The sequence below is a fragment of the Citrobacter sp. Colony219 genome, assembly GCF_019382635.1.
Lineage (GTDB): Bacteria > Pseudomonadota > Gammaproteobacteria > Enterobacterales > Enterobacteriaceae > Citrobacter > Citrobacter youngae.
In genome coordinates, this window is record NZ_CP080033.1 from 3,593,829 (window position 1) to 3,609,804 (window position 15,976).

A 15,976-nucleotide genomic window follows, 5' to 3' on the forward strand; every position below is an offset into this window, starting at 1 on the left:
ACAGATTAGCGATCGTCAACCGTCTGACCATCCGGCCAGGCATGCACCACGGCTTTGATTAGCGTCGCCAGCGGAATGGCAAAGAAAACGCCCCAGAATCCCCACAGGCCGCCGAATATTACGACTGAGAGAATAATGACCAGCGGATGCAAATTTACGGCTTCGGAGAAGAGTACGGGAACCAGCAGATTGCCGTCCAACGCCTGGATTATCAGGTACACGGCGAAACAGCTCCAGAACTCGGTACCGAGACCGAACTGAAACAGCGCCACACCAACAACCGGAATCGTCACCACAAACGCGCCGATATACGGGATCAGCACAGAGAACCCCACCAGCACCGCCAGCAGCAGAGAGTAGTTAAGGCCAAACATCAGGAAACCCAGCCAGGTTGCAACACCGACCACCACCATCTCCAGTACTTTACCGCGGATATAGTTGGTGATTTGCTGGTTCATTTCTTTCCAGACCTGTCCTGCCAGTCCACGATTTCGCGGCAGCACCCGGCGCACAGCATTCAACATCTGGCTTTTATCCTTCACCAAAAAGAATACCATCAGTGGGACAAGCACCAGATAGACCGCCAGCGTCAACAACCCAACCAGAGAAGCCAGCGAATATTTCACCACTGAATCGCCCATGGTGAGCATTCGCGAGCGCATATTTTCCGCCATCGCATCAATGATGCCCGCATCCATCAGCGCCGGATAACGTCGCGGTAAGGTGGCGGCAAAGTCAGACAACTTGTTGAGCATGCCAGGCATATCGCGTATCAGATAGATGCCTTGCTGCCATGCAACAGGCATTACCACAAACGCCATCAGCAGTAAAATACCGACAAACACCACCAGCACAATTGACGTCGCCCAGCGCCGCGAGCAACCGATATTTTCCAGCCGGGCGGTAGGCCATTCCAGCAGATAAGCCAGCACAATCGCGACCAGCAGCGGCGCCAACAGACCACTAAAGAAGAACAGGATGCCAAAACCGGCAACCAGAATAATCAGCAAGGCAATAGCCTCTGGGTCGCTAAAGCGGCGGCGATACCATTGCGTCAACATTTCGAGCATAAAACCTTCCCTGAACCTCAATAGCGGGATTGCGATCCCGAATTGTATCGAAATGTCACAAAAAAGACTTCGCTTTTTATGACTGATTACGCAAAGTGAAAAGACATTTTTCCTGGGTGTTCATCGTCAGGTTTCACAGTTACACTCCCTAAGCTTGCGGAGTGTGAACGATACTTCACGGCATTGGTCAAATGGCTATCTCAAAAAAGAATACAGGACAGAGGTTATGTTCAGGCAGTTGAAAAAAAACCTGGTTGCTACCCTCATTGCCGCACTGACCATCGGTCAGGTCGCGCCCGCATTTGCAGACACCGCGGACACCCTGCCTGATATGGGAACCTCGGCAGGGAGTACGCTTTCCATAGGACAGGAAATGCAGATGGGCGATTATTACGTACGCCAGTTGCGCGGCAGTGCGCCATTAATTAACGATCCACTGCTGACCCAATACATTAATTCTCTGGGTATGCGTCTGGTTTCGCACGCCGACTCGGTAAAAACGCCCTTCACCTTCTTTTTGATTAACAACGATGAAATCAACGCCTTTGCTTTCTTTGGCGGCAACGTTGTTTTGCACTCCGCGCTATTCCGCTATTCCGATAACGAAAGCCAGTTAGCATCGGTCATGGCGCACGAAATCTCCCACGTCACGCAGCGCCACCTGGCGCGCGCGATGGAAGATCAGAAACGCAGCGCACCGCTGACATGGGTTGGCGCATTAGGCTCGATTTTATTAGCAATGGCCAGCCCGCAGGCAGGGATGGCGGCGTTAACCGGTACGCTGGCGGGTACTCGCCAGGGGATGATTAGCTTTACGCAACAAAATGAACAGGAAGCAGACCGCATCGGTATTCAGGTACTGCAACGTTCGGGCTTTGATCCTCAGGCCATGCCAACGTTCCTCGAAAAACTGCTCGATCAGGCTCGTTACTCTTCGCGTCCGCCGGAAATTTTGCTGACTCACCCCCTGCCTGAAAGCCGTCTGGCGGATGCCCGTAACCGCGCCAACCAGATGCGTCCGGTGGTCGTCCAGTCGTCGGAAGATTTTTATCTGGCCAAGGCGCGAACCTTGGGCATGTACAATTCAGGCCGCAACCAGTTAACCAGCGATCTACTGGATAACTGGTCGAAAGGCAACGTACGTGAACAACGTGCAGCCCAGTATGGCCGGGCATTGCAGGCGATGGAAGCCAGCAAATATGACGAAGCACGTAAAGCGCTACAGCCGCTGCTCGCGGCGGATGCTAACAATGCCTGGTATCTCGACCTGGCAACGGATATTGATCTCGGCCAGAAGAAAACCAGTGATGCCATTAACCGCCTGAAAAACGCCCGCGACCTGCGCACTAACCCGGTCCTTCAGCTCAACCTGGCGAATGCGTATTTACAGGGTGGACAAGCCAAAGAGGCGGCGACCATCCTGAATCGCTATACGTTTAACCATAAGGACGACCCTAACGGCTGGGATTTGTTAGCGCAAACGGAAGCCAACCTGAACAACCGCGATCAGGAGCTGGCGGCGCGGGCGGAAGGGTATGCCCTCGCCGGACGTCTGGATCAGGCGATTTCAATGCTCAGCAGCGCAAGCTCTCAGGTGAAACTGGGCAGCCAGCAGCAGGCCAGATACGATGCCCGTATCGACCAGCTACGCCAGCTGCAAGAGCGCTTTAAACCGTACACCAAGATGTAACAGGAAAGAAAAATGTCAGACGCGATTAAAATCTACCATAACCCACGCTGCTCCAAGAGCCGTGAAACGCTGGAATTACTGAAGTCCAACGGCGTGGACCCGGAAGTGGTGCTGTATCTGGAAACCCCGGCTGACGCCGCGACTCTGCGTGAACTTCTGCAGATGCTGGGTATGTCCAGCGCGCGTGAGCTGATGCGCCAGAAAGAAGATCTCTATAAGTCGCTTAACCTTGCGGACAAAAACCTGAGTGAAGATGCGCTGATTCAGGCAATGGTGGAAAACCCGAAACTGATGGAGCGCCCGATCGTAGTTGCCAAAGGTCAGGCTCGAATTGGACGCCCGCCGGAGCAGGTACTGGAAATCGTCGGTTAATCTTAAGACTGCCGCAGTTTTTCGGCTGCGGCGCTTACAGCTTCAGAATTTCTTTTACGAAGGGGATCGTCAGCTTTCGCTGGGCGGTGATCGATGCGTGATCAAGCTGATCCAGCGTCATAAACAGCGTACGCATTTCCCGATCCAGACGCTTAAGCAGGAAGCGTCCCACATCTTCCGGCAGTTCAAACCCACGTAGCCTGGCGCGTAATTGCAACGCCTGCAGTTTATCTTCATCAGAAAGCGGCTGTAGCTTGTAGATTTGTCCCCAGTCCAGACGCGAGGCGAGATCCGGCAATCCCAGATTTAGCTGTCTTGGCGGGCGATCGCCGGTGATCAGCAGGCGTGTTTTCCCCGACTCCAGGATACGGTTGTAGAGATCAAAGATCGCCATTTCCCACAGCGAATCACCGGCCACACATTCGATGTTGTCGATGCAGACCAGCGATAAATGCTCCATCCCGTCGAGCACCTCGGGGACGAACCAGGTGCGTTTGTCGAGCGGCACATAGCCTACCGCATCGCCGCGCGCGGACAGTTCCGCACAGGCTGCATGCAGCAAATGGCTACGGCCAGCGCCTTCACGCGACCAAAGATAAATATACCCGCTATGTTCCTGACGCAGCACGTTTTGCAGTGCAGCCAGTAAAGAGGAGTTATCCCCCGGCCAGAAACTTGCGAAAGTTTCGTCGTCAGGAAGATAAAGTGGCAAAGAGAGCTGTGCCGGTGTGTTCAGAGATACCTCAACCCAGGATTTCATAAAATCGCGTTGAGTTTAACACAGAAATGCGTCGCGATAGAACCGGGCAGCATCGCCGCCCGGTCAAAGGTTTACTGTTGCTCAGTGTCGGCATCTTTGGCGTCGAGCACCACTTCTTCCGGACGCAGCAGGCTGATAACTTTGAAAATCAGGCTCAGACAGACACCCACAATGGTCGCCAGCGCCATGCCTTTCAGCTCAGCAGCACCAATGTGAACTTTCGCGCCGCTGACGCCGATGATCAAAATGACCGAGGTCAGGATCAGGTTCTGTGCTTTGTTGTAGTCAACTTTTGACTCGATCAGTACGCGAATACCGGAAGCGCCAATCACGCCGTACAGCAGCAGAGATACACCGCCCATGACCGGCAGTGGAATAATTTGGATCGCCGCAGCCAGTTTACCCACGCAGGAGAGCAGAATGGCGAAAATCGCCGCGCCGCCAATAACCCAGGTACTGTAAACGCGGGTAATCGCCATGACGCCGATGTTTTCGCCGTAGGTGGTGTTAGGCGTCGAACCGAAGAAGCCGGAGATCACCGTCGACAGGCCGTTAGCAAACATAGAACGATGCAGGCCAGGATCGCGAATCAAATCTTTTTTCACGATATTCGCCGTTACCACCAGGTGGCCGACGTGTTCAGCAATAACCACCAGCGCCGCAGGCAGAATGGTCAGAATAGCGACCCATTCAAAGCGCGGCGTGTAAAACGTTGGCAGAGCAAACCAGTGGGCCTGCGCTATCGGCGTAGTGTCCACGACGCCCATCACAAAGGAGAGCGCGTACCCGGCCAGCACCCCAATCAAAATCGGGATAATCGCCATAAAGCCACGGAACAGTACGGAACCAAATACCGTCACCGCCAGCGTCACCATTGAGATGATGATGGTTGTTGAGTCTGGCGCTTGTCCTTCAGCAGGCAGTAATCCCGCCATACCCGCAGCGACACCCGCCAGCTCCAGACCGATGACGGCAACGATTGCGCCCATCGCCGCAGGCGGGAACATCACATCCAGCCAGCCAGTACCGGCTTTCTTAACGATGAACGAAACCAGGCAGAACAGGATGCCACACATAATGAAACCGCCCAGCGCCACTTCATACCCTAGCGGCAGCAGCAGCAGAACCGGGGAAATGAACGCAAAGCTTGAACCGAGGTAAGCCGGAATTTTTCCTTTACAAATAAAGAGATACAGTAACGTACCAATGCCGTTAAACAGCAGAACGGTAGCTGGGTTGATATGAAACAGGACTGGCACCAGTACCGTTGCGCCAAACATGGCGAACAGGTGCTGCAAACTAAGCGGGATTGTCTGTAAAAGCGGCGGTCTTTCACTCACCCCGATAGCACGGCGCGTCATAGTGTTTTCCTCTGAGTGTTGTTTGTTATTAGCGATTGGGTTGTTTTATTCAAAAAAAAGCCGACTCTTAAAGTCGGCTTCTTTTCACTTATTCGTTTACTTGGTACCAAAAATCTTATCGCCGGCATCGCCGAGCCCCGGAATAATGTATCCGTGCTCGTTCAGTCCCTGATCGATGGAGGCAGTGTACAGCTCAACATCCGGGTGCGCTTTTTCCAGCGCCGCGATACCTTCCGGCGCCGCAACCAGCACCAGGACTTTAATGCTGCTGCAGCCTGCTTTTTTCAGCAGGTCGATGGTCGCGATAACGGAACCGCCGGTTGCCAGCATCGGGTCAACGATCAGCGCCATACGCTCATCGATGTTAGAAACCAGCTTCTGGAAGTACGGAACCGGCTCCAGCGTCTCTTCATTACGGTACATCCCCACCACGCTGATACGCGCGCTCGGAACGTTTTCCAGAACGCCTTCCATCATGCCCAGGCCCGCACGCAGGATTGGCACAACGGTGATTTTTTTACCTTTGATTTGGTCAACTTCAACCGGACCGTTCCAGCCTTCAATGGTCACCTTTTCGGTTTCCAGACCGGCGGTTGCTTCATAAGTCAGCAGGCTGCCAACTTCCGAGGCGAGTTCACGAAAGCGTTTAGTGCTGATGTCGTTTTCACGCATCAGTCCCAGCTTGTGTTTGACGAGTGGGTGTTTGACTTCCACGATCTTCATACTCTTCTCCTTTCCTCAGACGAGTGGCAACCACAAAAAAAATCGCCGGATTATACCGCTTTTCGTCTCTGGCGCAACACTGCATACGCTTGATATGGATCAACCAAAATCGTTTGCGTCTGGACGATGAGTATAAAACAAGCCCCGCGTTGAGTGCGGAGCTTATTATCAACATTATGAATTTTATAGATTTTCAGCATTGATCTGGATGACGTTTCTATACCAGGAAAAAGATTTCTTCGGCGAGCGTGCTAATGTCCCACTCCCGTCATTATTTTTATCAACATAGATAAAGCCGTAGCGTTTTTTCATCTCCCCCGTCCCGGCTGAGACTAAATCAATACAACCCCACGGGGTATAGCCCATCAGATCCACGCCATCTTCCACCACCGCTTTTTTCATTTCGCGGATATGTGCGGCCATATAGTCAATACGATAGGAATCATCCACCGAGCCGTCAGCCTGCTGCACGTCAATCGCGCCAAAGCCATTTTCTACAATAAACAGCGGCAACTGATAATGATCCCAGAACCAGTTCAGCGAATAGCGCAGGCCAACCGGATCAATCTGCCAGCCCCAGTCCGATTTCTGCACATACGGGTTGGAAACCAGGCTTTTCGACTCGTCGTAATCCAGCTGTGGATTATCTGCCGTGGCCTGCGTCGCGAAAGACATATAGTAGCTAAAACCAATGTAATCAATACAGCCCTCGGTCAGCGCCTGACGGTCTTCCTCGGTGATATCCAGTTCAAAGCCACGACGGGCAAAGTAATTGAGAAGATGCTGCGGGTATTTGCCGCGCACATGGACGTCAGTAAACCAGTAACGCCGGTGCATAGCGTTCATCGCCATCATCATGTCGTTCGGCGCACAGGTCAGCGGATAAATTGGGCACATCGCAATCATGCAGCCAATTTGCAGCGCCGGGTTAATTTCACGTGCAAGCTTCACCGCCAGCGCGCTTGCCACCAGCTCGTAATGCGCCGCCTGATACATGACCGGCTCGCGGTCTTCACCAGGCAGATATTTCAGGCCAGAGTTAGTAAAGGGCGCGAAGTCTTCGTGATAATTTGCCTGATTGTTAATCTCATTAAACGTCATCCAGTACTTCACTTTGTGCTGGTAACGAGTGAAAACCACCCGGGCAAAACGGACAAAAAAGTCGATAAGCTTACGGTTGCGCCAACCGCCGTATTCCGTCACCAGATGGTAGGGCATCTCGAAGTGCGACAACGTAATCACCGGCTCAATGCCATATTTCAGGCATTCGTCAAACAGGTCATCATAGAACTGCAGGCCAGCTTCATTAGGTTGCGCTTCATCACCTAAAGGGAAAATCCGCGTCCAGGCAATAGAAGTACGAAAGCATTTAAACCCCATTTCGGCAAACAGCTTTATGTCGTCTTTATAGCGATGATAAAAATCGATGGCATCGTGGTTAGGGTAGTTTTTACCGGCAATCACACCGTCAGTAATTTCACGCGCCACGCCGTGCGCCCCCGCCGTCATGACATCAGCAACGCTAATGCCTTTACCGCCCTCCTGCCAGCCACCTTCCAGTTGATGAGCGGCAACAGCGCCACCCCACATGAAATCTGCTTTAAATCCTGACATCCCCTTCCCCTATCGTGATGAGTCTGCGCAAAACGCTCTATACCCGTCATACTTCAAGCTGCATGTGCGTTGGCTTTTCTCGCTCACTCCAGTCACGTACTTATGTACGCTCCTGGAGATTCGCTGCGTCGCCGCCTTCCTGCAACTCGAATTATTTAGGGTATAAATGAGCTCCGCAACAGAAAACTGAAACCGGTTTCAGTATGATACTGTGCATTCGGCTGGCAGGTTTCAAGCACAAGACTGTACCCGGTTTCATTTTCGTGGCGCAGTTCAAACAAATAGATAAATGATTGTAAAATGCTGAAAAAACCAGCAGATAAAACTTGATGCAGAGCAGGCTCGCAAACGTTTGCTTTCCCTGTTAGAATTGCGCCGAATTTAACTTTTACTGCAAGTAAACATGTGGGGAAGCAGGCAGTGACCGATAAAACCTCTCTTAGCTACAAAGATGCCGGTGTTGATATTGATGCAGGTAATGCTCTGGTTGATCGAATCAAAGGCGTAGTAAAGAAAACGCGTCGTCCGGAAGTTATGGGTGGTCTGGGTGGCTTCGGTGCGCTGTGCGCATTGCCGCAAAAATATCGTGAACCGGTACTGGTTTCCGGCACTGATGGTGTTGGTACAAAACTGCGTCTGGCGATGGATCTGAAACGCCACGACACTATCGGCATTGACCTCGTCGCAATGTGCGTCAACGACCTCGTGGTTCAGGGCGCTGAGCCGCTGTTCTTCCTCGACTACTATGCAACCGGCAAACTGGATGTGGACACCGCAGCCAGCGTCATTAACGGGATTGCCGAAGGCTGCCTGCAGTCTGGCTGTGCGCTGGTCGGTGGGGAAACGGCAGAAATGCCGGGGATGTACCACGGCGAAGATTACGACGTGGCAGGTTTCTGCGTTGGCGTCGTCGAAAAATCAGAAATTATCGACGGTTCTAAAGTGGCTGACGGCGACGTACTGATTGCGCTCGGCTCCAGCGGTCCACACTCCAACGGTTACTCTCTGGTGCGTAAAATCGTTGAAGTCAGCGGTTGTGACCCGGAAACCACCGAGCTTGAAGGCAAGTCGCTGGCCGATCACTTGCTGGCTCCGACCCGCATTTACGTAAAATCCATTCTGGAACTGATCGAGAAGGTTGATGTGCATGCCATCGCGCACCTGACTGGCGGCGGCTTCTGGGAAAATATTCCTCGCGTTCTGCCAGACAACACGCAGGCCGTGATCGACGAGTCTTCATGGCAGTGGCCAGCCGTCTTCAACTGGCTGCAAACGGCAGGTAACGTCAGCCAGCATGAGATGTATCGCACCTTTAACTGCGGCGTAGGCATGGTTATCGCCCTGCCAGCTCCGGAAGTGGACAAAGCCCTGGCTTTGCTCAATGAGAAAGGTGAAAACGCATGGAAAATCGGTATCATCAAAGCTTCTGATTCCGAACAGCGTGTGGTCATTGAATGAAAAACATTGTGGTGCTCATTTCCGGTAACGGAAGCAATTTGCAGGCGATAATCGACGCCTGTGAACAGAAAAAAATCAATGGCACCATACGTGCAGTATTCAGTAACAAGGCCGATGCGTTCGGCCTTGAACGCGCACGCGAAGCGAATATTCCAGCGTACTCGCTGGAAGCCGCCCAGTTTGCCAGTCGCGAAGCCTTCGACCGCCAGCTGATTCAGGAAATTGACGCCTGGGCGCCCGATTTCGTGGTGCTGGCCGGTTATATGCGCATCCTCAGCCCGGCGTTTGTCGCGCACTATTCTGAGCGATTGCTGAATATCCACCCGTCTTTATTACCGAAGTATCCAGGCCTGCATACGCACCGTCAGGTGCTGGAAAATGGCGATGAAGAGCATGGAACTTCCGTCCACTTCGTCACCGATGAACTGGACGGCGGACCGGTTATTCTCCAGGCCAAGGTTCCGGTATTTGAAGGCGATAGCGAAGATGACGTCACGGCGCGGGTTCAGGCCCAGGAACATACCATTTACCCGTTGGTGGTAAGCTGGTTTACCGATGGCCGTCTGAAGATGCGTGATAACGCTGCATGGCTGGATGGCGTTCGTCTGCCGCCACAAGGCTACGCCGCCGACGAATAATAAAATCCAACCTGTAAACCGGATCTCACCCTCCGGTCTACAGGCATAACTACCTTTTCCGGTTAATACCACTGGTATTCATCTACGCTCCCCCTTTCTCTTTGCTATCAGACGGTTTATTGTCATATTTTTCTGGCACAGTTGGACATCTGAGAGCAATGCTCGCCATAATTAACCGGTAGTGTCCCGTGAATGAAACGGAGTAAAAGTGGTAATGGGTCAGGAAAAGCTATACATCGAGAAAGAACTTAGCTGGTTAGCGTTCAACGAACGCGTACTCCAGGAAGCTGCTGATAAGTCAAACCCGTTGATCGAACGGATGCGTTTCTTAGGCATCTATTCCAACAACCTCGACGAATTTTACAAGGTGCGTTTTGCCGAACTGAAGCGCCGAATCATTATTAGCGAAGAACAGGGTTCAAACTCTCACTCCCGCCATCTGTTAGGCAAAATCCAGGCTCGGGTATTAAAAGCCGATCAGGAATTTGACGGCCTGTACAACGAGCTGCTGCTGGAGATGGCGCGCAACCAGATTTTCCTCATCAACGAACGTCAGCTATCAGCCAATCAACAGAGCTGGTTACGCCACTACTTCAAGCAATATCTGCGTCAGCACATTACGCCGATCCTGATTAACCGCGAGACGGATTTAGTCCAGTTTCTGAAAGATGACTACACCTATCTGGCGGTGGAAATTATCCGCGGCGATACAATCCGCTACGCGTTGCTGGAAATCCCTTCTGACAAGGTTCCCCGTTTTGTGAATCTGCCGCCGGAAACCCCGCGTCGCCGCAAACCGATGATCCTGCTGGACAACATCTTACGTTACTGCCTTGACGACATTTTCAAAGGTTTCTTTGATTACGATGCGCTGAACGCCTATTCGATGAAAATGACCCGTGATGCCGAATACGATTTGGTGCACGAGATGGAATCGAGCCTGATGGAACTGATGTCATCCAGCCTGAAACAGCGTCTGACCGCAGAGCCTGTACGTTTTGTTTATCAGCGCGATATGCCCAATGCGCTGGTTGAAGTACTGCGTGAAAAGCTGACGATCTCTCGCTACGACTCCATTGTCCCCGGCGGGCGTTATCATAACTTCAAAGACTTTATTAACTTTCCCAACGTTGGCAAAGCTAACCTGGTGAACAAACCCCTGCCGCGTCTGCGCCATATCTGGTTCGATAAAGAGAAGTTTCGTAACGGCTTTGATGCCGTACGTGAACGCGATGTGTTGCTTTATTATCCGTATCACACCTTTGAACACGTTCTTGAACTGCTGCGCCAGGCCTCATTCGACCCGAGTGTACTGGCGATAAAAATCAACATTTACCGTGTGGCAAAAGATTCGCGCATCATCGACTCGATGATCCATGCTGCGCATAACGGTAAAAAAGTGACCGTGGTGGTGGAACTGCAGGCGCGCTTTGATGAAGAAGCCAACATTCATTGGGCCAAGCGTTTGACCGAAGCGGGCGTTCACGTCATCTTCTCCGCACCAGGCCTGAAAATTCACGCCAAACTGTTCCTGATTTCGCGTAAAGAAGGCGATGACGTCGTGCGCTATGCACATATCGGCACCGGGAACTTCAACGAAAAAACAGCGCGTCTGTATACCGACTACTCGTTGCTGACCGCCGATTCACGCATTACCAACGAAGTCCGTCGGGTGTTTAACTTCATCGAAAACCCGTATCGCCCGGTAACGTTCGATTATCTGCTGGTCTCCCCGCAGAACTCACGGCGCCTGCTGTACAGCATGATCGACAAAGAGATCGCTAATGCACAGCAAGGGTTGCCTTCTGGCATTACCCTGAAGCTGAATAATCTGGTCGATAAAGGGCTGGTTGACCGCCTGTATGCGGCTTCATGTTCAGGTGTTCCCGTTAATTTATTGATCCGCGGTATGTGCTCACTGATCCCGAATCTGGAAGGCATCAGTGACAATATTCGCGTCATCAGCATTGTTGACCGCTATCTCGAACATGACCGGGTCTATATCTTCGAGAACGGGGGCGATAAGCAGGTGTATCTCTCCTCTGCTGACTGGATGACCAGGAACATCGATTATCGAATTGAAGTTGCCACACCGCTTCTTGACCCACGCCTTAAGCAGCGCGTGCTGGATATTATCGATATCCTGTTCAGCGACACGGTGAAAGCCCGCTTTATTGATAAAGAACTGAGTAATCGCTACGTACCGCGCGGAAACCGCCGTAAGGTTCAGTCACAATTAGCGATTTACGACTACATCAAATCACTCGAGCAACCTGACTAACTCTATGCCAATACACGACAAGTCTCCACGACCGCAGGAATTTGCTGCGGTCGACCTTGGTTCAAACAGTTTCCATATGGTCATTGCCCGCGTGGTTGATGGCGCAATGCAAATTATCGGGCGACTGAAACAACGCGTACATCTGGCGGACGGCCTTGGCGCGGATAACAAGCTAAGCGAAGAAGCGATGGAACGCGGATTAAGCTGCCTGTCGCTGTTCGCCGAACGTCTGCAAGGCTTTCCCCCGTCAAGCGTATGCATCGTGGGAACCCATACTTTGCGTCAGGCGCTGAATGCGCCAGATTTTCTCAAGCGAGCGGAAAAAGTCATCCCCTACCCGATTGAGATTATTTCCGGTAACGAAGAAGCCCGACTGATTTTTATGGGCGTGGAGCACACCCAGCCGGAAAAAGGTCGCAAGCTGGTTATCGATATCGGCGGCGGCTCAACAGAACTGGTGATCGGCGAAGATTTCGAGCCTAAACTGGTCGAAAGCCGCCGTATGGGTTGCGTCAGTTTTGCCCAGATGTACTTTCCGGGTGGTGCGATCAGCCGGGAAAACTTCCAGCGCGCCCGTATGGCGGCAGCGCAAAAACTGGAAACGCTCACCTGGCAATTTCGAATCCAGGGCTGGAACGTTGCACTGGGAGCTTCAGGCACCATCAAAGCAGCCCATGAAGTGCTGCTGGAAATGGGTGAGAAAGATGGTTTTATCACCCCTGAACGTCTGGACAAGCTGACAACAGAAGTCCTGAAGCATGCGTCATTTGAGGCACTCAGCATGCCGGGGCTGTCAGAAGAACGAAAGGCGGTTTTTGTTCCCGGTCTGGCAATACTGTGCGGTGTTTTTGATGCCCTCGCTATTCGTGAACTCCGGCTTTCCGATGGCGCGCTGCGTGAAGGTGTACTGTATGAGATGGAAGGCCGTTTTCGCCACCAGGACGTTCGCAGCCGTACCGCCAGCAGCCTGGCAAACCAGTACAACATCGACAGCGAACAGGCCCGGCGCGTGCTGGAAACGACCATGCAAATGTACGACCAGTGGCATACACAACAGCCCAAACTGGCCAATCCTCAACTGGAAGCGTTACTGCGCTGGGCAGCGATGCTGCATGAGGTTGGGCTGAACATTAACCACAGCGGACTGCATCGCCACTCGGCTTATATTCTGCAAAACAGCGACCTGCCAGGTTTCAACCAGGAGCAACAGCTGATGATGGCGACCCTGGTTCGCTATCATCGTAAAGCGGTTAAGCTGGATGATTTACCCCGCTTTACGCTGTTCAAGAAAAAGCAGTTCCTGCCGCTAATTCAGCTGTTGCGACTTGGGGTATTGCTCAACAACCAGCGCCAGGCAACCACTACGCCGCCGACGCTCACGTTGATTACCGACGATAACCACTGGACGCTACGCTTCCCGCACGACTGGTTTAGCCAGAACGCGCTGGTGCTGCTCGATCTGGAAAAAGAGCAGCAATACTGGGAAGCCGTCACAGGCTGGTGCCTTAAAATTGAGGAAGAAAACTCACCCGATATCGCTGCGTGAGTGATCGACAGGTGCCAGCGTGACTGGCACCTGTTCTTCCAGAGTTTTATGCAGCGGTCGCGGCTCACCTATCAGATAGCCCTGCAAATAATCAATCCCCAGAGAAATCACCGCACTGCGTATTTCTTCGCTTTCAACATACTCCGCGACCACCAACATTTTTTTCATCCGCGCCAGGTGACAAATCGAGGCCACGATTTGGTAGTCGAGACTATTTGAGACAATGTTACGGATAAAGCTTCCGTCAATCTTCAGGATGTCGGCACTCACATTTTTCAACCGCGCATAGCTGGCATAGCCGGTACCAAAATCATCGATTGCAATCTGACAGCCCAATGATTGCAGCTGCAGTAACGTTGCCTGTGCCTGTTCCGCATTGGTTAAGGCGTTGCTTTCCGTGACTTCAAAAATCAACTGCCACGCTTCAACCTTGTACTTAACCAGTAGCTGGTTGATGTCATGCGGAAGTCGGGCGCGACATATCGACGTGGGTGACAAGTTAATGGCAAACCGATGAGCGGGCATTTTCTCCCGATTCTGCGCCATAAATTTCAGCGTATTTTCAATGACCCACAGATCAATGCTGGATGACAAGCCAAACTCATGGGCTACCGGTAAGAAATTATCAGGAGCAATCGTTTCACCTTCATCGCCCTGAAGACGCAGCAGGATTTCATGATAAATATCGCCGCGTACGCCAGAAATCGGCTGTGCCATCAGGAAGAAGCGATCATGCTCCAGTGCCTGCTGCAAACGATTCATCATTGCCACTTTATCTTTCAGATCCCGCTGCAGGTGCATTACGCCACGTCGCTGCAAACTCTCCGGCATATTGGTTGCCAGCGAGAGCTCGGCGATGGTGCTTAACTCCCCCAGTAACAGATAAATGTGGTTAACGGGTGAGCGAACATAGCAAAAACTGATCCCAACCTGCGGTTGCAGGGGCATGCCATCCCAGACAAAACGGAATTGCCTGATATGTTTGTCCAGCGCTTCAATACGCTGCTGATGTGACTCAGTATTAAAACGCAGTATTAAATCATTACCGGATAATTGAAAAACATATTCATCTTGTTCCAGCAACGGCGCTATCCAATGTGAGAGTTTTTGCTTATACTGGATACGCAACATAATACCGTAGTTTTTCACCAACAGTTCCATGCCCGGTATACGCAGAAAACAGAGCACTGACCATGGCGCTTTTTTCAGCGTTCGGTTCAATGCCCGCAGGTTTGGCAAATGCACCATCGGATCAAAATATGCCAGACGATGTGTGCGTCGGGTGACAAATCGCTGACGCGTTGCCAGCACGGCAATGTAATTTACGATGAAAGAAAAAACGAGGTAACTCGAAGAGGTAATTGCAAGTTGTGTATCGTAACCCGAATACCAGGGCATATAGCGCTGATAATAATGAATGGCAGTTATCAACACGACTGTCCATATCATTGAAATAAATCGGTAACCGTAACGCATTGCGCCCCATAACATGACGGGCAGTAACAGAGACAAGGTATAATTTGTGCTGAATATCGAACTCTGTTCATTTAACGGCATACACAACAGAGCCATCAATAAAGTCAATATTATCAACCAGACAGCAAACTCTGTTCGCGTTACTTTGGTGTCAAATTGCTGCTTTAATTGCGCAAAATAGCCCCGTATATGCAGCGGGTTTCGAATGGTTCGGATGATAAAATAGCATAGAGGTATACCAACAAGGTTCCCTACCAGCATAGCCTGGTAGTTGATCAACGTTCCGGTATTAAAGGGCATGACGCCCACCATACCTGATTTGCTCTCGTATACACCAACAAACGCAGCGAACTGGAAGAGAATCAGGAATAGCGTTGCCGGACAGAAAACCTGCCAAAATATTCGCTGAAACATCAGATGGGAGTCGCCGTGCGCCACGTTGTTTCTCCGGGGAGCAAAAACTTTATATCCGCCCCAACTAAGCACCACTGTAACTATAAAGTGCGTAATAATTGACAGCGTTTCAAATAACCCAACCTGCGGATATTTGTACCAACCGATAGCAATGATTATTCCTGGCAGTGCCGCCCAACTAAAAAACAACATCAAGCTAATCATCAGCGCTAAAGGCAGGTAAAAAAGGATGACTGTACCGGTACTAATATGTGCGTAGGTATTGGCAGTGCTCAATAACGGCAACAGTAAAGATGGTAAGATGAGGGGCAGCGCCCACCATTTATCTCTAATATTTATATAGTTTTTATTGAGTTTCATAGATGCTCAGTAGAATCCCTCACATCATGTAGGGGTATTTTCTGTGAAGGGCATTCAGACAGGCATCCCACCTGACTTTAAAACTATGATGTAATACACATCACAATGACTCATCAATTTTAGTTACGGATAACCGACGGGGTTTGATATATGTCAAAAAAAATATCCCCCATTAATCAATTATTACCTTTTTCTTTATTTATGATCGTTTAT

Annotated in this window: 12 protein-coding genes; 6 read left to right on the forward strand and 6 right to left on the reverse strand. The window is 51.3% G+C overall.

The genetic code is table 11. The features are described from left to right. Window positions 1–5: 5 nt before the first annotated feature. Window positions 6–1,070, reverse strand: coding sequence for an AI-2E family transporter (locus JTI85_RS16145; RefSeq protein WP_005121878.1), 1,065 nt, complete (start codon window positions 1,068–1,070; stop codon window positions 6–8). 226 nt (window positions 1,071–1,296) lie between these two features. Between JTI85_RS16145 and bepA the strand changes: the two genes are divergently transcribed. Both bepA and arsC read left to right on the forward strand, forming a co-directional pair. Continuing rightward, window positions 1,297–2,760 (forward strand): beta-barrel assembly-enhancing protease, encoded by a 1,464-nt coding sequence (gene bepA, locus JTI85_RS16150; RefSeq protein ID WP_115601677.1) that lies wholly within the window; start codon window positions 1,297–1,299, stop codon window positions 2,758–2,760. A 12-nt stretch (window positions 2,761–2,772) separates the two neighbouring features. Next, window positions 2,773–3,132, forward strand: a complete 360-nt coding sequence (gene arsC / locus JTI85_RS16155) for an arsenate reductase (glutaredoxin) (RefSeq protein WP_003037937.1) — start codon at window positions 2,773–2,775, stop codon at window positions 3,130–3,132. A gap of 34 nt (window positions 3,133–3,166) precedes the next feature. Here arsC and JTI85_RS16160 read toward each other — a convergent pair whose 3' ends face one another. From JTI85_RS16160 to JTI85_RS16175, 4 genes are all read right to left on the reverse strand, one after another. Continuing rightward, on the reverse strand, window positions 3,167–3,868 hold the full coding sequence (locus tag JTI85_RS16160) for a DnaA inactivator Hda (RefSeq protein ID WP_211924219.1): 702 nt from the start codon (window positions 3,866–3,868) through the stop codon (window positions 3,167–3,169). Window positions 3,869–3,963: 95 nt separating this feature from the next. Next, a complete protein-coding gene (gene uraA, locus JTI85_RS16165) occupies window positions 3,964–5,253 on the reverse strand; it encodes a uracil permease (protein WP_003037932.1) in 1,290 nt (429 codons plus the stop codon). A gap of 96 nt (window positions 5,254–5,349) precedes the next feature. Continuing rightward, the gene (gene upp, locus JTI85_RS16170) at window positions 5,350–5,976 is read right to left on the reverse strand and encodes a uracil phosphoribosyltransferase (RefSeq protein ID WP_003037929.1); all 627 of its coding nucleotides are present in this window, start codon (window positions 5,974–5,976) and stop codon (window positions 5,350–5,352) included. A 183-nt stretch (window positions 5,977–6,159) separates the two neighbouring features. Beyond that, window positions 6,160–7,590, reverse strand: coding sequence for a 6-phospho-beta-glucosidase (locus JTI85_RS16175; RefSeq protein WP_219351740.1), 1,431 nt, complete (start codon window positions 7,588–7,590; stop codon window positions 6,160–6,162). 420 nt (window positions 7,591–8,010) lie between these two features. Between JTI85_RS16175 and purM the strand changes: the two genes are divergently transcribed. The 4 genes from purM (at window position 8,011) to ppx (ending at window position 13,513) form a co-directional block, all read left to right on the forward strand. Continuing rightward, on the forward strand, window positions 8,011–9,048 hold the full coding sequence (purM, locus tag JTI85_RS16180) for a phosphoribosylformylglycinamidine cyclo-ligase (RefSeq protein ID WP_003838485.1): 1,038 nt from the start codon (window positions 8,011–8,013) through the stop codon (window positions 9,046–9,048). Further along, on the forward strand, window positions 9,045–9,686 hold the full coding sequence (gene purN, locus JTI85_RS16185; protein ID WP_219351742.1) for a phosphoribosylglycinamide formyltransferase: 642 nt from the start codon (window positions 9,045–9,047) through the stop codon (window positions 9,684–9,686). The genes purM and purN overlap by 4 nt, the downstream gene beginning before the upstream one ends. Window positions 9,687–9,900: 214 nt before the next feature. Beyond that, window positions 9,901–11,967, forward strand: coding sequence for a polyphosphate kinase 1 (gene ppk1, locus JTI85_RS16190; protein ID WP_101741994.1), 2,067 nt, complete (start codon window positions 9,901–9,903; stop codon window positions 11,965–11,967). A 4-nt stretch (window positions 11,968–11,971) separates the two neighbouring features. Then, entirely contained in the window at window positions 11,972–13,513 is a 1,542-nt protein-coding gene (gene ppx / locus JTI85_RS16195) for an exopolyphosphatase (RefSeq protein WP_061068325.1), read from the forward strand. On the opposite strand, the gene JTI85_RS16200 is transcribed toward ppx, so the two are convergent. Next, on the reverse strand, window positions 13,493–15,763 hold the full coding sequence (locus JTI85_RS16200) for a sensor domain-containing phosphodiesterase (RefSeq protein WP_219351743.1): 2,271 nt from the start codon (window positions 15,761–15,763) through the stop codon (window positions 13,493–13,495). The two genes, ppx and JTI85_RS16200, sit on opposite strands and share 21 nt — an antisense overlap. Between the last annotated feature and the right edge of the window lie 213 nt (window positions 15,764–15,976).

Coding starts and splice junctions, on each gene's coding strand:
- arsC (WP_003037937.1), top strand. CDS start 2,773: ATGTCAGACGCGATTAAAATCTACCATAACCCACGCTGCTCCAAGAGC.
- JTI85_RS16175 (WP_219351740.1), bottom strand. CDS start 7,590: ATGTCAGGATTTAAAGCAGATTTCATGTGGGGTGGCGCTGTTGCCGCT.
- purN (WP_219351742.1), top strand. CDS start 9,045: ATGAAAAACATTGTGGTGCTCATTTCCGGTAACGGAAGCAATTTGCAG.
- JTI85_RS16145 (WP_005121878.1), bottom strand. CDS start 1,070: ATGCTCGAAATGTTGACGCAATGGTATCGCCGCCGCTTTAGCGACCCA.
- bepA (WP_115601677.1), top strand. CDS start 1,297: ATGTTCAGGCAGTTGAAAAAAAACCTGGTTGCTACCCTCATTGCCGCA.
- upp (WP_003037929.1), bottom strand. CDS start 5,976: ATGAAGATCGTGGAAGTCAAACACCCACTCGTCAAACACAAGCTGGGA.
- uraA (WP_003037932.1), bottom strand. CDS start 5,253: ATGACGCGCCGTGCTATCGGGGTGAGTGAAAGACCGCCGCTTTTACAG.
- ppx (WP_061068325.1), top strand. CDS start 11,972: ATGCCAATACACGACAAGTCTCCACGACCGCAGGAATTTGCTGCGGTC.
- JTI85_RS16200 (WP_219351743.1), bottom strand. CDS start 15,763: ATGAAACTCAATAAAAACTATATAAATATTAGAGATAAATGGTGGGCG.
- ppk1 (WP_101741994.1), top strand. CDS start 9,901: ATGGGTCAGGAAAAGCTATACATCGAGAAAGAACTTAGCTGGTTAGCG.